Annotated in this window: 14 protein-coding genes; 10 read left to right on the top strand and 4 right to left on the bottom strand. The window is 61.0% G+C overall.

Translation table 11 applies throughout. The features are described 5' to 3' along the window. The first annotated feature begins 8 nt into the window (after positions 1 to 8). The 5 genes from AWB64_RS24555 (at position 9) to trxA (ending at position 6,432) form a co-directional block, all read left to right on the top strand. On the top strand, positions 9 to 926 hold the full coding sequence (locus AWB64_RS24555) for an iron-siderophore ABC transporter substrate-binding protein (protein WP_063493280.1): 918 nt from the start codon (positions 9 to 11) through the stop codon (positions 924 to 926). Continuing rightward, positions 923 to 2,929 carry a Fe(3+)-hydroxamate ABC transporter permease FhuB gene (fhuB, locus tag AWB64_RS24550; RefSeq protein ID WP_060858038.1) on the top strand — a complete coding sequence of 669 codons (2,007 nt, stop codon included), beginning with the start codon at positions 923 to 925 and terminating at the stop codon, positions 2,927 to 2,929. Before AWB64_RS24555 ends, fhuB begins: the two co-directional genes overlap by 4 nt. A 77-nt stretch (positions 2,930 to 3,006) precedes the next feature. After that, on the top strand, positions 3,007 to 4,665 hold the full coding sequence (locus AWB64_RS24545; protein WP_060858037.1) for a cyclic peptide export ABC transporter: 1,659 nt from the start codon (positions 3,007 to 3,009) through the stop codon (positions 4,663 to 4,665). A gap of 18 nt (positions 4,666 to 4,683) precedes the next feature. Next, positions 4,684 to 5,469: an ATP-binding cassette domain-containing protein gene (locus AWB64_RS24540; protein WP_060858036.1), complete on the top strand. Its 786-nt coding sequence runs from the start codon at positions 4,684 to 4,686 to the stop codon at positions 5,467 to 5,469. A 114-nt stretch (positions 5,470 to 5,583) separates the two neighbouring features. Next, positions 5,584 to 6,432 (top strand): thioredoxin, encoded by an 849-nt coding sequence (gene trxA, locus AWB64_RS24535; RefSeq protein WP_060858035.1) that lies wholly within the window; start codon positions 5,584 to 5,586, stop codon positions 6,430 to 6,432. A 135-nt stretch (positions 6,433 to 6,567) separates the two neighbouring features. Here the strand turns inward: trxA and AWB64_RS24530 are convergent, their stop codons facing one another. After that, on the bottom strand, positions 6,568 to 7,440 hold the full coding sequence (locus tag AWB64_RS24530) for a tRNA threonylcarbamoyladenosine dehydratase (protein ID WP_060858076.1): 873 nt from the start codon (positions 7,438 to 7,440) through the stop codon (positions 6,568 to 6,570). A gap of 288 nt (positions 7,441 to 7,728) precedes the next feature. On the opposite strand from AWB64_RS24530, the gene pdxH reads away from it, so the two are divergent. The 3 genes from pdxH (at position 7,729) to AWB64_RS24515 (ending at position 10,961) form a co-directional block, all read left to right on the top strand. Further along, on the top strand, positions 7,729 to 8,385 hold the full coding sequence (gene pdxH / locus AWB64_RS24525; RefSeq protein WP_060858034.1) for a pyridoxamine 5'-phosphate oxidase: 657 nt from the start codon (positions 7,729 to 7,731) through the stop codon (positions 8,383 to 8,385). Between the two features lie 234 nt (positions 8,386 to 8,619). After that, positions 8,620 to 9,834, top strand: coding sequence for a class I SAM-dependent methyltransferase (locus tag AWB64_RS24520; RefSeq protein ID WP_060858033.1), 1,215 nt, complete (start codon positions 8,620 to 8,622; stop codon positions 9,832 to 9,834). After that, on the top strand, positions 9,762 to 10,961 hold the full coding sequence (locus AWB64_RS24515; RefSeq protein WP_082850620.1) for a DUF72 domain-containing protein: 1,200 nt from the start codon (positions 9,762 to 9,764) through the stop codon (positions 10,959 to 10,961). Before AWB64_RS24520 ends, AWB64_RS24515 begins: the two co-directional genes overlap by 73 nt. A gap of 33 nt (positions 10,962 to 10,994) precedes the next feature. On the opposite strand, the gene msrA is transcribed toward AWB64_RS24515, so the two are convergent. Then, on the bottom strand, positions 10,995 to 11,555 hold the full coding sequence (gene msrA / locus AWB64_RS24510) for a peptide-methionine (S)-S-oxide reductase MsrA (RefSeq protein WP_060858032.1): 561 nt from the start codon (positions 11,553 to 11,555) through the stop codon (positions 10,995 to 10,997). Positions 11,556 to 11,825: 270 nt separating this feature from the next. Here msrA and AWB64_RS24505 point away from each other — a divergent pair, with 270 nt between their 5' ends. Beyond that, positions 11,826 to 12,335 (top strand): flavin reductase family protein, encoded by a 510-nt coding sequence (locus AWB64_RS24505; RefSeq protein WP_060858031.1) that lies wholly within the window; start codon positions 11,826 to 11,828, stop codon positions 12,333 to 12,335. 3 nt (positions 12,336 to 12,338) lie between these two features. Here the strand turns inward: AWB64_RS24505 and AWB64_RS24500 are convergent, their stop codons facing one another. After that, positions 12,339 to 12,827 carry an Lrp/AsnC family transcriptional regulator gene (locus AWB64_RS24500; RefSeq protein WP_060858030.1) on the bottom strand — a complete coding sequence of 163 codons (489 nt, stop codon included), beginning with the start codon at positions 12,825 to 12,827 and terminating at the stop codon, positions 12,339 to 12,341. A gap of 96 nt (positions 12,828 to 12,923) precedes the next feature. Beyond that, the gene (locus AWB64_RS24495) at positions 12,924 to 13,739 is read right to left on the bottom strand and encodes an IclR family transcriptional regulator (protein WP_060858029.1); all 816 of its coding nucleotides are present in this window, start codon (positions 13,737 to 13,739) and stop codon (positions 12,924 to 12,926) included. A 98-nt stretch (positions 13,740 to 13,837) separates the two neighbouring features. Here AWB64_RS24495 and AWB64_RS24490 point away from each other — a divergent pair, with 98 nt between their 5' ends. Then, on the top strand, positions 13,838 to 15,028 hold the full coding sequence (locus AWB64_RS24490; protein ID WP_060858028.1) for an acyl-CoA dehydrogenase: 1,191 nt from the start codon (positions 13,838 to 13,840) through the stop codon (positions 15,026 to 15,028). The last annotated feature ends 55 nt before the right edge of the window (positions 15,029 to 15,083 follow it).

Raw genomic sequence — 15,083 nt, 5'->3', positions numbered from 1 at the left:
GCGGCGGCATGAAGCGCCGCGCCTTGCTCACCTCGTTCGCAGCCGCGAGCCTGATGGCCGCGGCTTCGTCGTGCTGTGCGGCGGCCGGGGCTATGCCGACGCCGACGTCAAGGCGGATTGTCGTGCTCGACTGGAGTTTGACCGAGTTGTTGTTATCGGCGGGAATCGTGCCGGCCGGCGTCTCCAATCCGCAGGGCTTTCGCAAGGCGTACACGGCGTGCGACCTTCCGGCCGGCGTGGTCGACCTCGGGTTGATGTTCCAGCCAAACCTCGAACTGATGCTCGCGTTGAAGCCGGATGTGATCCTCGTCACGCCTGCGCACACGGCGTTGCTCGCGTCTCTTGAGCGCATCGCGCCGACGCTCACTTTCGGGCGATTCCACGGAAGTCCGGCGCCCTATTCCGCCGCGAAGACCGAGACGCTGGCGCTCGGCCAATTGTTCAGGCGGGAAAGCGCTGCGGCAAACGCAATCAAGACCGCGGACGCCGCGATCGCCCGCGCACGCGAGTCGATTGCAGCAACGCCGTCAACGCGCGCACGGCCGCTCTACTTGACGCGGTTTATCGATGAAACCCATGTCCGCGTGTACGGTCCGCGCAGCTTCTACGGGGAACTGCTGGCGCAGCTCGGACTTGATAACGCGTGGCGCGGGCGTGGCGCCTCTGCGGATTCCGCATATTCGACCACGAGCATTGAAGACCTCGATGCCGCGCCCGACTCCACGCTCGCCTATTTCGGACCGCTCGGCCCCGCTGCGTCCAGCATGATGAAGACCAGCCCGATCTGGAAAGCGATGCCATTTGCCAAACCCGGCGGCACGCTGGCCTTGCCGGGCGTGCCACCAGACGGTGGCACGCTTTCGGCCACCCGTTTCGCCGATGTCCTGGCCCGCGCGCTCACCGGTCTGGAAAGGACGCGCACATGAGCGAAGCCATGACCGTGCGCAGCCATTCCGTGCATCGTTCCCCGGCATTGACGGCCAGCGTCATCGTGCTGATTGCGATCCTGCTCACCATCGCGCGCCTTGAGGAACGACTGCCCGCGTCGCTCTGGTGGCACGCCGTGATCGCGCCGTCACCCACGGATCTACGCCAGCTTCTCGTACATTTCAGCGACATGCCGCGCATCGGCGTGATCTGGCTGTGCGGCGCCGCGCTCGGATTGGCGGGCGTCTCGACCCAGCAAGTGTTGCGCAACCCGCTCGCCGAACCGATGACCCTCGGCGTCTTCTCCGGCGCTTATCTGGCGTTATCGGTGGCGACGGTTTATGCGCCCGTCTGGCTCGCCTTCGGACGCGATGCCGTCGCGCTTGGCGGCGCGGCTCTCGCGCTGAGCTTCGTCTTCGCGCTGGCGGCACGGCGCGGCCTGTCGCCTTTCGCGCTCATCCTCGCGGGCATGATTGTCAACCTGTGCTGCAGCGCGTTCAGTTTTGCACTGGCGATCGCCCACTTCGACTTGCTCTCGGGCTTGATGATCTGGGGTGGCGGCGTGCTCACGCAGCATGACTGGCACGTCGCGCAGGCATTATTGCTGCGGCTTGCGCCATGCACGGCGATCCTGATCCTGTTCCTGCGTCCAATGGCCGCCTTCGACGCCGGCGACGCCGTCGCCAGCAGCCTTGGCGTCTCGTTGCGCACCACGCGCGGCGCGGTCCTTGCCCTGACGCTGCTGATTACCGCGTTCGTGGTGAGCGCAGTCGGCGTGCTGGGTTTTATTGGACTGGGGGCGCCCATGCTCGCCCGTCTTTCCGGCGCGCGGCGGCTGCGCGACCGCATGCTGTGGTCGCCGGTTCTCGGCGCGTCGCTGTTGTGGCTCGCCGACCAGATGACGCAGCACGTCTCGAGCTTCACCGGCGTCCTGGTTCCAGCGGGCGCGGTGATGACCTTGCTCGGCGCGCCAATGCTGCTGATCCTGATGAAGCGTTTGCGCGGACGCCCGGACCTTTCCCCCTCGCCAATACAGTCAAGCACCCCGAAACGCGCCCGCCTTGTTCCGATGTTCATCGTCATGATGCTTGTGCTCGCCCTCGCCATTGCGGGTTCGCTGACGCTCGGGCGCGGCCTTGACGGGTGGCATGCCGCGAGGCCATCGGAAATCGTCGCGCTGATGTTTCTTCGCGGCCCGCACGTGGTGGCGGCAATCAGTACAGGCATTGTTCTGGCGCTCGCCGGAGGCCTGTTGCAGCGCATGACCGGCAATCCGATGGCGAGTCCCGACCTGCTCGGCATCACGTCGGGCGGTGCGGTCGGATTGATTGGCGCGTTGTTCCTGAACGCTCATCCGGGACTGCCGGTTTTGCTGCTGTGGTGCGCGGCAGGCTCGGTCGCAACCCTGGCCGCCTTGCTGCTGTTCGCGCGCAAATCGGACTACGCGCCCGATACGCTCGTGCTCGGCGGGATTGCAATCAGCGCGGCGTTCCAGGCTATATCGACGATCGTCGTGGCAAGCGACGATCCCCGCGTGATCGTGCTTTACAACCTGCTCGCCGGCTCGACCTACAACGTCAGCGCAACGGCCGCGGGAATGGTCGCCGTGGTCGCGCTAGCCGCCCTCGCGCTCGTACCGTTCGCGCGGCGATGGCTCGATATCCTGCCGCTGGGCGCGGTGACATCGCGCAGTCTTGGTGTGGATCTCAGCGTCGCGCGCCTGTCGCTGCTCGTGGCAAGCGCCGTCATGACCGCGGCTGCCACGCTCGTGATCGGCCCGTTGTCGTTCGTCGGATTGATGGCGCCGCACATGGCGCGGATGCTCGGTCTGCAACGCGCGCAGTCCATGCTGTTCATGTCGGCGGGAATTGGCGCGCTTCTGATGGTCGCGTCCGACTGGATTGGCCGATGGATCCTGTTCCCGCAAGAAATGCCGGCGGGCGTGGTGGCCACCGTGCTTGGCGGTTCGTATCTGATCCTGGTCATGCTGAAAAGAAACTGAGCACGATCAAGCGCAACACGCATCAACCAACCGATCGCGCGTCAAAGAATGCGCGGCATATGTCCTCAAGGAGTTTCATGTCTTTACTCTTGAATCTCGCCCGTCAGTCGCGATGGCTTCTGCTGCTCGCACTGCTGACGAGCCTCGTGAGCGGATTCGGCAGCGCCGGGCTGGTCGCGCTGATCAACCAGGCGCTGGGTGCGTCGAATGCGCGGCTTGCCGAACTGGGCTGGCGATTCCTCGGGTTGAGCATCGCCGTGCTGGTGACGCGAACGCTGTCGCAGACACTCTTCATGTACCTCGGCCAGCGCGCGAAAGCCATGCTGCGCATGCGCACGATCCACCGGATTGGCGAGGCGTCGTTCCGGCATCTCGAACAACAGGGCGCGTCGCGTTCGCTTGCCGTGCTGACGCAGGATCTCGACACCATCGTCATGTTTTTTGTGAGCATGCCGTCGCTCACGATGCAAGGCGCGGTCATCGCCGGCTGCCTTGGTTATCTTGGTTATCTGTCGTGGAAAATCCTGCTGCTCGCTGCCGTCACGATTGCGATTGGCTCAATCGGCTTCCGGCTCGCGAACGGGCGCGCGTTGTTCCATCTGCGCGCGTCGAGAAAACGCGAGGACGACCTGGTCCGCCATTTCCGCGCACTGTTCGACGGCGCCAAGGAACTCAAGCTGCACCGCAAACGCAGGCAGGCTTTTATCGATGAAACCCTCGCCACCAACGTGGAAGCCGTCCGCGTCCAGCGCACGCGCGGTTACGTTCTGTACGCGGCGGCTGCGAGCTGGGGCAGCTTCATCCTGTTTGCGTTTATCGGCGTGACGCTGTTTGTGATCGCGCGCATGTTCCCGGTCGATACACACGTCATGTCAGGCTACGCCATGATCATCCTGTACATGATCATGCCAATCGAAGCGCTGCTTTCCGCGATTCCCAGCATTGGGTCGGCGCGCGTGGCGCTTGAGCGCATCGAGCAGGTCAACGCCGATCTGCCGACTGAAACGGCCATGACAGGACCCGCGGCGAATGCGTTCGAGAGCATCGTGCTCGATCGCGTGACGCACAGCTATTTCCGCGAAAAGGAAAACGAAGTCTTCACGCTGGGGCCGGTGAATCTGCGTCTTGAACCGGGCGAACTGGTGTATCTGATTGGCGGCAATGGCAGCGGCAAGACCACGCTCGCGAAGATCATCGTGGGTCTGTACGCACCTGAAAGCGGCCAGATCCTGCTGAATGGCGAGCCGGTTGGCGAGAAGGAACGCGATGCGTATCGCCAGCATTTCGCGGTCGTCTTCAACGACTTTCATCTGTTCGATACGCTGCTCGGCATGAAGCTCGACGGCATCGACAACAAAGCCCGCGCCTGGCTCGAACGCCTTCAGCTCGATCACAAGGTGAGCGTGAAGGATTCGGCGTTCTCCACGCTCGATCTGTCGCAAGGTCAGCGCAAGCGCCTGGCGCTGCTGGTGGCCTATCTGGAAGACCGTCCGTTCTACGTGTTCGACGAATGGGCCGCCGACCAGGACCCGTTGTTCAAGGACGTGTTCTACAAGCAATTGCTTCCCGACCTGAAAGCGCGCGGGAAAGCAGTGATCGTGATTACGCACGACGACCGGTATTTCCATCTGGCGGACCGTTACATCAAGCTCGACTACGGCCAGGTGGTGGAAACCGGCGCGGGTTCCGATCTGCACGACGCGCGCGACCGGCAGTTGTCGGGGACGCGCTTTTGATCTATCGGGATATCACTCATGTCAACGCCTGAACCCTCCTTCACGCTCAACGGCGTTTCATTCGAAGCCGGCGACAGGACGCTGCTGGAACCAATCTCCCTGATCCTGCCGAAGAAGCGCGTATGCGGCCTGATCGGCCATAACGGTTCGGGCAAATCGACGCTGATCAAACTGCTCGCGCGGCAACAATCGCCGACGTGCGGCCTCATCAAGTTCGATGGCAGACCGCTCGCCGACTGGGGCAAACGCGAACTCGCCAGGAAGATCGCGTATTTGCCGCAGCAATTGCCCGCCGTCGACGGCCTGACGGTGCGCGAGCTGGTGGCGCTCGGGCGTTATCCGTGGCATGGCGCGATCAAGCGTTTCACCGCGCTCGACCGCAGCAAGACGCATGAGGCAATGGAACTCACCGATGTCCTACAGTATGCCGATCGCGCCGTCGACAGCTTGTCCGGCGGCGAACGCCAGCGCGCGTGGATCGCGATGCTCGTCGCGCAGGACAGCGAATGCCTGCTGCTCGACGAGCCCATATCCGCACTCGATATCGCGCATCAGGTCGACGTGCTGTCGCTCGTTCGACGCCTGAGCGAAGAGCGCGGACTCGCGGTCGTCGCGGTCCTTCACGACATCAACATGGCCGCGCGTTTCTGCGACGACATCGTCGCCCTGAAGGGCGGGCGGATGCTGGCCCACGCGCCGTCGGCGCAGATCATGAGCGCCGGGACGCTCAGCGCCATCTACGACATTCCGATGGGCGTTTTCCACAGGCCAAACGGTGGAACGCCGCTCGGCTATGCGCACTGATCGTCCGGTCTCGAATGGCCACCCCTTGTATCCACGGAAAATCGCACAAGCTTCGACGTAGAATTGTCGTAATCGCTTTGTGCCCTTTTCTGTAAGACGTTTATGAGGAACACCATGGATACAACACTCGCCACGTTCGAACAGGATGTCATCACCGCGTCCACACTCGCGCCGGTCCTCGTGGATTTCTGGGCGCCGTGGTGCGGTCCGTGCAAGACGCTCGGGCCCATGCTCGAACGGCTGGAAGCAGAAGGCGCGGGAAAGTGGAAGCTGGTCAAGGTCAACGTGGATGAAAACCAGGAACTCGCAGCGCACTTCCAGGTACGCAGCATTCCGCACGTGATCGCGTTCGCGGATGGCCACGCGGTCGACCAGTTCATTGGCGTGCTGCCGGAAGGCCAGTTGCGCGCGTTTATAGAAAAGCTGGTTCCGGATGGCGCGGAAGCCGAGCGGCGCGCGGCGCAAGCGGCGTACGAGGCGGGCGAAACCGATCTGGCAATCGACCACATCAAGGCGGCGCTGGCGCTCGATCCGGGTTACGACGAAGCCCGGCTGGACCTGATCGAATGGTTGCTGGCAGCGGGCCGCACGGACGAGGCGCGCGACGAGGACAAGCTGTTGTCGCCGAAGACCACGCAAGGAATCGACGCCCGTTATAACGCGCTGAAAACAGAACTGGACGCCGCCGATGCCGCTGCAAGCCTGCCGCCCGCCGACGCCTTGATCGATGCAGTGAACGCCAATCCTGACGATCTTGAAGCCCGCTTTGCGCTGGCGAACCGCTTGATCGCGGGCCGCGACTATAACGGCGCGCTGGAGCATCTATTCGCGATCGTCACGCGCGATCGGGCTTTCATGGACGATGTCGGCCGAAAAACCATGCTGTCGGTATTCGGTTTGGCCGCGCATCAACCGGACGTGGTTTCGTTCTGGCGACGCAAGCTCAGCAGCGCGATGAACTGAAGCATGAATGTGCAACCGCTGATTCTTTCAAATGGATTAAATCAGCTTAAAACGGCGTCCCGCTAAATCGTGCTGGGATTCTTTAATGGCCGCTTTCCTGTAAAGGCAAAAGCGGCCATTAATTTATATGCTTTTTCACGCTTTAATTTCAGGCCGCTTCGCGAGTTCTCTCAACACATATGAAACCGCAGCCAGCCCAAAACTGGCGGTCACGCACACGCTCGAACCGAACCCAGCGCAATTCAATCCGACCGGCCCGGCATATCCCGGAGCGGTTTCAACGTGCTCGGCTTCCTCGCTGATGTCGCAGGCTGGCGCCTCCGGATAGATCAGCGGCTCCTCCGAGTACACGGCGCTCACCTTGAACCTGGACTTCGGCCCGCGCGGAAAACCGTGCGACTTGCGCAATTGCCCGCGTACCTTCGAGAGCAGCGGATCCTGAATCGTAAGCGCAAGATCGTCGATACGAATCCGGGTTGGGTCGAGTTGTCCGCCCGCGCCGCCAACGGTAATGAGCGGCTGATTGTGTTCCACGCACCACGCGATCAGCGCCGTTTTCGTACGAACGCTGTCAATGGCGTCGATGACGAAATCGAAACCGCCGCCCAATATCGCGTCGAAATTCGCGGGCTCCACGAAGTCCTCGACTTCCTCCACGCGGCAATCCGGGTCGATCAGCCGGATGCGCTCGGCCATGGCGCGGACCTTTGCCTTGCCGTAATTGCCGTCGAGCGCATGCACCTGCCGGTTGGTGTTGCTTTCGGCGACGTTGTCGAGGTCGATCAGCGTCAAGCGGCCAATCGCATTGCGCGCCAGCGCTTCGACCGCCCACGAACCTACGCCGCCAATGCCGATCACGGCAACGTGCGCGCGTTCGAACGCGGCAAGCCCGGCTGGCCCGTAAAGGCGAGCCACGCCGCCAAAGCGCCGGGCACGGTCGGCCGCTTCAAACTCCGGCGCAGCGGATGTAACATTCAAAGCGTCGGCAGATGCAGAAAAAGCGGTCATGAACGTTTCACAGGCAAAAAGGCGGAACTGACGCGCTATCACAACGATAGAAGCGCATATGAGCAGAAATTCGCCGAATTGCGTATTCTGCCTTATCGAAGATTGGACGTCGGAAATCAACGGCCGGTTTTTGAAAGGAATATGAAAAAATAATCGTCCGGGTTCGCGTCAATTTTTGTTGCACGGCTTCATGATCTGACTCAATAAAGGTCGAGGAGGCATTAGCCGTAAAGCGCAGGATTTGCAGACCTTGGCTATACTAATGCGATTGAAGTGCTTGCATAAAAAATGACTACCCTCGCTGACCTTCGAAAGAATTATTCCGTCGGATCGCTGGACGTATCCGACGTGGATCCGAATCCCATTCGGCAATTCGAAACATGGTTCGCGCAAGCGCTCGACTCGAAACTTCCCGAACCCAACACCATGACGCTTGCCACCGTCGACGAACGCGGTCGGCCTTCGGCGCGCATCGTGCTGATCAAGGGCGTTGACGATCGCGGGTTCGTATTCTTCACGAATTACCTCAGCCGCAAAGGCCATGAGCTCGCGAGCAACCCCACCGCGAGCCTGCTGTTTTACTGGATCGAACTCGAGCGCCAGGTGCGCGTCGAGGGCTCCGTCGTCAAAACAAGTCCGGAAGAAAGCGATGCGTATTTTGCGTCGCGCCCGCTTGGATCGCGAATAGGCGCGTGGGCGTCGGAGCAGAGTGAAGTGATCGAAAGCCGCGCGGTGCTAGAGGCCCGCGAGCGCGAACTGATCGCGAAATACGGTGACAACCCGCCGCGTCCTCCCCATTGGGGCGGATACCGGCTCGTTCCCGACACTATCGAATTCTGGCAGGGCCGTCCGTCACGGTTGCATGACCGTGTCGTCTATAAACGTGATGCACGCGAGCAAGCGGACAACGCCCGGCAATGGCGCATCGTCCGGCTATCGCCTTAGCGCCTGAAGGCGTCTTGAAGCGCTTTCGCAACCGTTTTTGCTTCGGTTGGCAGTAACAGACCTTTCGCCCGGTTCTTGACGAACCGACACCAGCGGCCCGCGTTGAATCGCGTTTCGTTGCGGCGTGTCTGAATGGTTGATGCGCAAGCGGAAAGACATCACGCGGCGATATGCAAACGTGCAGTGCAAGCGACCCGGTTTGGCTTCAATTTCATCTGAGCGCGGAGAACAAGCATGTTTTGGGAGAAAAAGCTGACGCAGTGGGTGCAGGACATCCGGGACCGGGCAAACCTGCCCGCCCGCCTGGTACTGTGGGATGGACAGCAACACGACTTCGGAAGTTTCGCGGCGCCGCAAGTTACGTTGCACGTGAAGAGCGCGACCGCTCTGCCTTATCTGCTCGAACCGAGTCTGGACAATCTCGGTGAAGCTTATGTGAAGGGCAAGATCGACATTGAAGGCAAGCTGTCCGACATCATCAACATTGGGTACGGCCTCGCCAAGAACACGGTCACCAGCGCGAGCAAGCTTGCCCGCGTGCGGCGTTACTTCAATCATACGAAGGCGTCGGACAAGAAGGCCATTCAGTACCACTACGATGTATCGAACGAGTTCTACGAGCTTTGGCTCGACAAGAACATGGTCTACTCGTGCGCGTACTTCGAGAATGGCGACGAGGACCTCGCCACCGCGCAGATCAAGAAGATCGATCACATCCTGACCAAGATCCAGTTGCAACCGGGCCAGCGCCTGCTCGACATTGGCTGCGGCTGGGGCGCGCTCGTCCTGCGTGCAGCGCAGAAATTCGGCGCGCAGTGCGTGGGCGTCACCCTCTCGCAGAACCAGTTCGACCTCGCCACCAAGCGCGTGAAGGACGCGGGCCTCGAAGACAAGATCGAGATCCGGCTGCAGGATTATCGCGACGTGCAGGGCCAGTTCGACCGGATCACGAGCGTCGGCATGTTCGAGCACGTCGGCCGCAAGAACCTGCCGGGCTACTTTGCCAAGGTCCGCGAACTGTTGGTCGACGACGGCATTGCGATGAACCACGGCATCACGTCGACCGACTTCAACAGTGGCGAGACGGCGTTGGGCGGCGGCGAGTTCATCGATAGATACGTGTTCCCGGACGGCGAGTTGCCGCATATCGGGCTCGCGCTCGAAGCGCTGCAGGAAGGCGGCCTGGAAGCCGTGGACGTGGAAAGCCTGCGCCGCCATTACGCGCGCACGCTCGACATCTGGGCCGAAAATTTCGAGGCGAACGCGCAGAAGGCGAAGACGCTTGTGGACGATGAAAAATTCCGCATCTGGCGCGTGTACCTTGCGGGCTGCGCCTACGCGTTCGAAAATGACGACGTCTCGATCTATCAGATCGTCTGCCGCAAGGCCGGGCGCAGTGCGAAAACGCTGCCGTGGTCGCGCCGGTATATCTACGAAAAATCGCTCTGAGTTCAGCGCACGATTCCGCCGCTTTCCATGAACCCGCGTCCGGTGATGAACCGGACGCGGGCGATTTCGATTCGTCCGCTGTTCAGGTCGATTTGTTTGGCGGCGTTGTGGAACCCGAACCGGCGTACTCTCGCGCTTCTCCTCGTACGAAATCGCGCGGCGGCGTTTTGCCCGCGCTTGCGTCGCCCGAACTTCATACGCTCGCGGAAGCGCTTCCGGCGAAGGTTCACATTGGCACATCGACGTGGTCGTTTCCGGGCTGGCGCGACATTGTGTATGGGGACGACTATTCGTCAGCCAAGCTTTCCCGCGATGGCCTCAACGCGCTCGGCGCACATCCGCTCTTGCGGTGTGTATCCATAGACCGTTCGTTTTACGGGCCGCTCTCCGTAGCCGACTACGCGCGCTACGCCGCTCAGGTTCCGGCGCATTTCCGCTTCATTGTCAAAGCGCCCGCCTCGGTCACCGACGCCACCGTCCGCGGCGACAAAGGCGTACCCGCCGGCGACAACCCGGCGTTCCTCGACGCACGCATCGCCATTAGTGAATTCGTCACGCCGTGCATTGCCGGCCTCGGCGAAAAGGCGGGCGCGCTCGTGTTCCAGATTCCACCGCTGCCCGATGCGCTGATCGTCGATCCAACCACGTTCCTCGAGCGCCTTGCCGCATTCCTGAACGCGTTGCCGCCGTTGCCCGGCGAAAGCTGTTACGCCGTGGAACTGCGCGACGCCATCATGCTGACACCGCGTTTTATCCGCGTCCTGCGCGATGCAAACGTACGCTATTGCGTCGGCATCCACGCGCGCATGCCCGATCCACGGCGTCAGGCGAAGGCGCTCGCGCTACTTGATGAAGGTGGACTCGGACCGCTGATCGTCCGTTGGAGCCTGCATGGCGGCTTCAAGTACGAGCAGGCGAAAGCGAAGTACGAGCCGTTCGACAAACTCGTCGATGAAGATCCCGACACGCACGAAGCGCTCGCCGAACTTGCGCTGCGTTATGCGCTCGCGGGGCAGCCTGTGGTGATTGCGGTGAACAACAAGGCGGAAGGATCGGCGCCGCTGACGTGCTTCAAGATCGCGCGCAATCTGGTGGCAGCTTTTGACATCTGGCTGCGAAAAAAATAAGCGGGCTTCGATTTCCCGAAGCCCGTCCGGTTTTCAACGCTTGAGCCTGCTGGCAAACTTCTGCCTGAACTTCGCCACCTTCGGCGCGACCACGAACGCGCAATATCCCTGGTTCGGATGTTGCTCGAAGTAGTTCTGGTGATAATCCTCTGCCGGATAATAGTTGCCGTTCAACGGCGTCACTTCGGTAACGATCTTGCCATCGAATATGCCGCCCTTTTGCAGCTCGTCTATCACTTCCAGCGCGATTTTCCGTTGTTCGTCGGAGTGCGTGAAAATGGACGACCGATACTGCGTGCCAACGTCATTACCCTGACGGTTGAGCTGGGTCGGATCGTGCGTGGCAAAGAAAATCTCCAGCACTTCCTTGTATCCGATCACCGCAGGATCGTATTCCACCTTGATGACTTCCGCGTGCCCGGTCGTGCCGTCGCAGACCTGTTCATACGTCGGGTCTTTCACCTGGCCGCCGGCATACCCGGATTCGACCGACAACACACCTTCAACGCCCAGAAACACCGCTTCGGTACACCAAAAACATCCACCGCCGATGGTGGCGGTTTCGCGCTTCGCCTGCTCGTCATGTTGCGTCATGCTGGCTCCTGGTTCGTGTTCCGCAGTCGTGAAGATGCGTGCGGAAGCCCTTTGAATCAACCCTTCCAGCTTACTGGTTTTCGGGTGTCCGTGTTGCGCGCGAGGCCTTTCACACGCCAGTGCCATTATTAGCGGCAGAGTCGATTCCGCTAGAATCGCAACAATCGCAATCTTCCGATGACTTCGAAATTTTCATCCGGTTCCTGAGCACGCAGCCTGTGTGCACGCCGCCTGGATTTCGCCGATACCATCGAAAACGAACCTCTCCCGATGAAACGCGCCAATCCGCCGAATTTCGATGCAACCGCTTTTCGAGATGCCTTGAGCCAGTTCGCCACCGGCGTCACCGTCATCACCACGCGCGCCGAGTCCGGCCAGCTGATCGGCATTACTGCAAGCTCGTTCAACTCCGTATCGCTCGATCCACCGCTCGTGCTTTGGAGTTTAGCCACAAAATCAGCATCCATGCCGGTGTTCCAGGCCAATAGCCACTATGTGGTCAATGTGCTCGCCGCCACGCAAGTCGATTTGTGCAAGCGCTTCGCGACACTCAAGGGCGACCGCTTCGCCGGCGTGTCGCACGCGGCCGGCGACACGGGCATGCCCGTGCTCGATGGCGCGCTGGCGTGGTTCGAATGTCACAACCGGAGCCGCTATCAGGAAGGTGACCACGTGATTTTCGTGGGTCAGGTCGAACGTTGCGGCGTGCACGAAAATGCAGCGGACATAGCCCCGCTGGTTTTCCAGGCGGGGCAATTCCACACGATTGGTTCGCTGTGAATCTCAGTCTGTCCGGTCGATCAATGCAACCGGAACGCCCGCTTCGTCCTTCATGGTTTGAAGCACGATATTCGAGCGGATATCGATGACACCCGGCGCCTTGTAAAGCTTGCTCAGAATAAAGTCTGAGTAATGCTTGAGGTTGTGTGCAAGTACGCGCAGCACGTAATGCGTGTCGCCCGTGACCACGAACGCGCCCACGACTTCCGGCCATTCGCGCACGGCCGCCGCGAACTTCTCGTGCCAGTTTTCCTGATCGTTGCGCATGGACACGTGAACGAACGCCTCCAGCTCAACCCCGAGCCGTTCCCTGTCCAGACACGCGCGATAGCTCGCGATCACGCCTTCTTCCTCAAGCAGGCGCATGCGGCGCAGACACGCCGAGGGCGAAAGCGAAATCCGTTCGGCGAGATCGAGATTGCTGATCCTTCCGTCTTCCTGCAGCACCGACAAGATACGGCAATCCGTTGCGTCCAGCGAGAACCCTGTCATTTTTTAGTCTCCCTGCGGCTGTTTCATCGAATTATGTTCTAAGAGCGGCCACTTTGGGAGGTTATTTCCAAATCAGTTTTCGATGGATTGGCGTCCCTAGCCAAGCCGTGCGGCCAAGGCACGGAGCTTCGGTCCGACAATATCGCGGAAATAGGCTTCACTCATGGACGACGCCGGTCCGCTGCTGCTCAAGACCAGCCAGCGGCCGTTGCGGACATCGCGTAACGGCGTGGCGATCGCATTTACATCCGCATGCCAGTCTCTAAACGAATAACAACAACCGTCGCGCGCGTAGTCGGCAATGGCGTTCCGCGCCGTTTTCACCAGTCGCGCGCCGTTTTCGCCGCTTTTGTCCGCCGCCGCGCCGAGTTCTTCCAGCAATGCCGCTTGCAGGTCCTGCTCCTGCACGGCCAGATAGGCGCGGCCCATGGAACTGGTGAGCATGGAAAGCCGCGAGCCGGGCGCGAGGCCGAGCGTCAGCGCGGTTTCACTGCGAATGGTTTCGAGATAAATCATGTCGAGGCCGTCGCGGCATCCGAGCGAAACAGCTGCGCCAATTTCCCTCGCCAGCACGCGCATGTGCGGACGGGCCAGTTCGAGCGCGTCCGCGCCAGCCAGTAACGCGAAACCAAGCGACAGCACGCCGGTGTCGAGCGCGTACTTGCCAGCGGGTTCATCGAAGCGCAGATAGCCGAGCGTTGTCAGCGTGTAGACAAGACGATTGACGGTGGCTTTGGGAAGCCCGGTCCGCTCAACGAAATCGCGGTTCGCGAGCAAGGTTTCGCCGGGTCGAAATGCGCGCAGCAATTCCAGCCCGCGAGCCAGCGCCACGACAAACCGGCGTTCATCGACTCCATCCGGCGAGGCTGAGGCTCCGGACAGGCCGGATTCCCCAATGGAAGTTGATGGCATCGAATGCTAGACTCGGTCATTGATTTGCAAAACATTGTTCCGCTTAGCGGAACTTCCGTCAAGCCTGCAATTAGGAATAGAAGGAACAGGAGAACACCATGGCCGATGCTGCCCGTTTCAGTTGGGAAGATCCGCTGCTGCTCGATCAACAGTTGAGCGATGAAGAACGCATGATCCGCGACGCCGCGCACGCCTACGCGCAGGACAAGTTGCAGCCACGCGTGCTGGAAGCGTTCCGTAACGAGCACACCGACGTTGCGATCTTTCGTGAAATGGGCGAACTCGGACTGCTCGGCCCGACCATTCCCGAGCAATACGGCGGCCCCGGCCTCAACTACGTCAGCTATGGCCTGATTGCGCGCGAGGTGGAGCGCGTGGATTCAGGCTACCGGTCAATGATGTCCGTGCAGTCGTCCCTCGTCATGGTGCCAATCAACGAATTCGGCACCGACGCGCAAAAGCAGAAATACCTGCCGAAACTGGCTACGGGCGAATGGATTGGCTGCTTCGGACTCACCGAACCGAACGCGGGTTCAGACCCGGCCAGCATGACCACGCGCGCCAAGAAGGTCGACGGCGGGTTTTCGCTTTCCGGCCAGAAGATGTGGATATCGAATTCGCCTATCGCGGATGTCTTTGTCGTCTGGGCGAAGCTCGAAGAAGACGGACGCGACCAGATTCGCGGCTTCATTCTCGAGAAAGGCTGGAAAGGACTGACCGCGCCCGCGATTCACGGCAAGGTCGGCTTGCGGGCATCGATCACCGGTGAAATCGTCATGGACGAAGTTTTCGTCCCGCAAGAAAACCTGATGCCGAGCGTGAGCGGACTCAAAGGGCCCTTCACTTGCCTGAACTCGGCGCGCTACGGGATCGCGTGGGGCGCGCTCGGCGCGGCCGAGGCCTGCTGGCACATGGCGCGGCAATACACGCTGGATCGCAAGCAATTCGGCCGGCCGCTCGCCGCGAACCAGCTCGTGCAGAAAAAACTCGCCGACATGCAGACCGAAATCACGCTCGGCCTTCAAGGCGTGCTGCGCCTCGGCCGCATGAAGGACGAAGGCACCGCAGCAGTTGAAATCACGTCGATCATGAAGCGCAATTCATGCGGCAAGGCGCTCGATATTGCCCGCCTCGCGCGCGACATGCTCGGCGGCAACGGTATTTCCGACGAGTTTGGGGTCGCTCGTCATCTGGTGAACCTGGAAGTGGTGAATACGTACGAAGGCACGCACGATATCCACGCACTGATCCTTGGGCGCGCGCAGACCGGCATTCAGGCGTTTTTCTGATTCGCTGGGATTCGCCCCGATTCGCCGATAAAAAAGCCAACGCATTTCAGGGCGT

Origin of the sequence: Caballeronia sordidicola (genome assembly GCF_001544455.2) — a bacterium.
Lineage (GTDB): Bacteria > Pseudomonadota > Gammaproteobacteria > Burkholderiales > Burkholderiaceae > Caballeronia > Caballeronia sordidicola.
This window is presented reverse-complemented; position numbering and strand designations above follow the sequence as displayed.

What these genes read in the sequence shown, in the direction of transcription:
- fhuB (WP_060858038.1), top strand. Translation starts at nt 923, where the DNA reads ATGAGCGAAGCCATGACCGTGCGCAGCCATTCCGTGCATCGTTCCCCG.
- AWB64_RS24500 (WP_060858030.1), bottom strand. Translation starts at nt 12,827, where the DNA reads ATGACAGGGTTCTCGCTGGACGCAACGGATTGCCGTATCTTGTCGGTG.
- AWB64_RS24540 (WP_060858036.1), top strand. Translation starts at nt 4,684, where the DNA reads ATGTCAACGCCTGAACCCTCCTTCACGCTCAACGGCGTTTCATTCGAA.
- trxA (WP_060858035.1), top strand. Translation starts at nt 5,584, where the DNA reads ATGGATACAACACTCGCCACGTTCGAACAGGATGTCATCACCGCGTCC.
- AWB64_RS24520 (WP_060858033.1), top strand. Translation starts at nt 8,620, where the DNA reads ATGTTTTGGGAGAAAAAGCTGACGCAGTGGGTGCAGGACATCCGGGAC.
- AWB64_RS24545 (WP_060858037.1), top strand. Translation starts at nt 3,007, where the DNA reads ATGTCTTTACTCTTGAATCTCGCCCGTCAGTCGCGATGGCTTCTGCTG.
- AWB64_RS24530 (WP_060858076.1), bottom strand. Translation starts at nt 7,440, where the DNA reads ATGACCGCTTTTTCTGCATCTGCCGACGCTTTGAATGTTACATCCGCT.
- AWB64_RS24505 (WP_060858031.1), top strand. Translation starts at nt 11,826, where the DNA reads ATGAAACGCGCCAATCCGCCGAATTTCGATGCAACCGCTTTTCGAGAT.
- AWB64_RS24495 (WP_060858029.1), bottom strand. Translation starts at nt 13,739, where the DNA reads ATGCCATCAACTTCCATTGGGGAATCCGGCCTGTCCGGAGCCTCAGCC.
- AWB64_RS24555 (WP_063493280.1), top strand. Translation starts at nt 9, where the DNA reads ATGAAGCGCCGCGCCTTGCTCACCTCGTTCGCAGCCGCGAGCCTGATG.
- AWB64_RS24490 (WP_060858028.1), top strand. Translation starts at nt 13,838, where the DNA reads ATGGCCGATGCTGCCCGTTTCAGTTGGGAAGATCCGCTGCTGCTCGAT.
- pdxH (WP_060858034.1), top strand. Translation starts at nt 7,729, where the DNA reads ATGACTACCCTCGCTGACCTTCGAAAGAATTATTCCGTCGGATCGCTG.
- msrA (WP_060858032.1), bottom strand. Translation starts at nt 11,555, where the DNA reads ATGACGCAACATGACGAGCAGGCGAAGCGCGAAACCGCCACCATCGGC.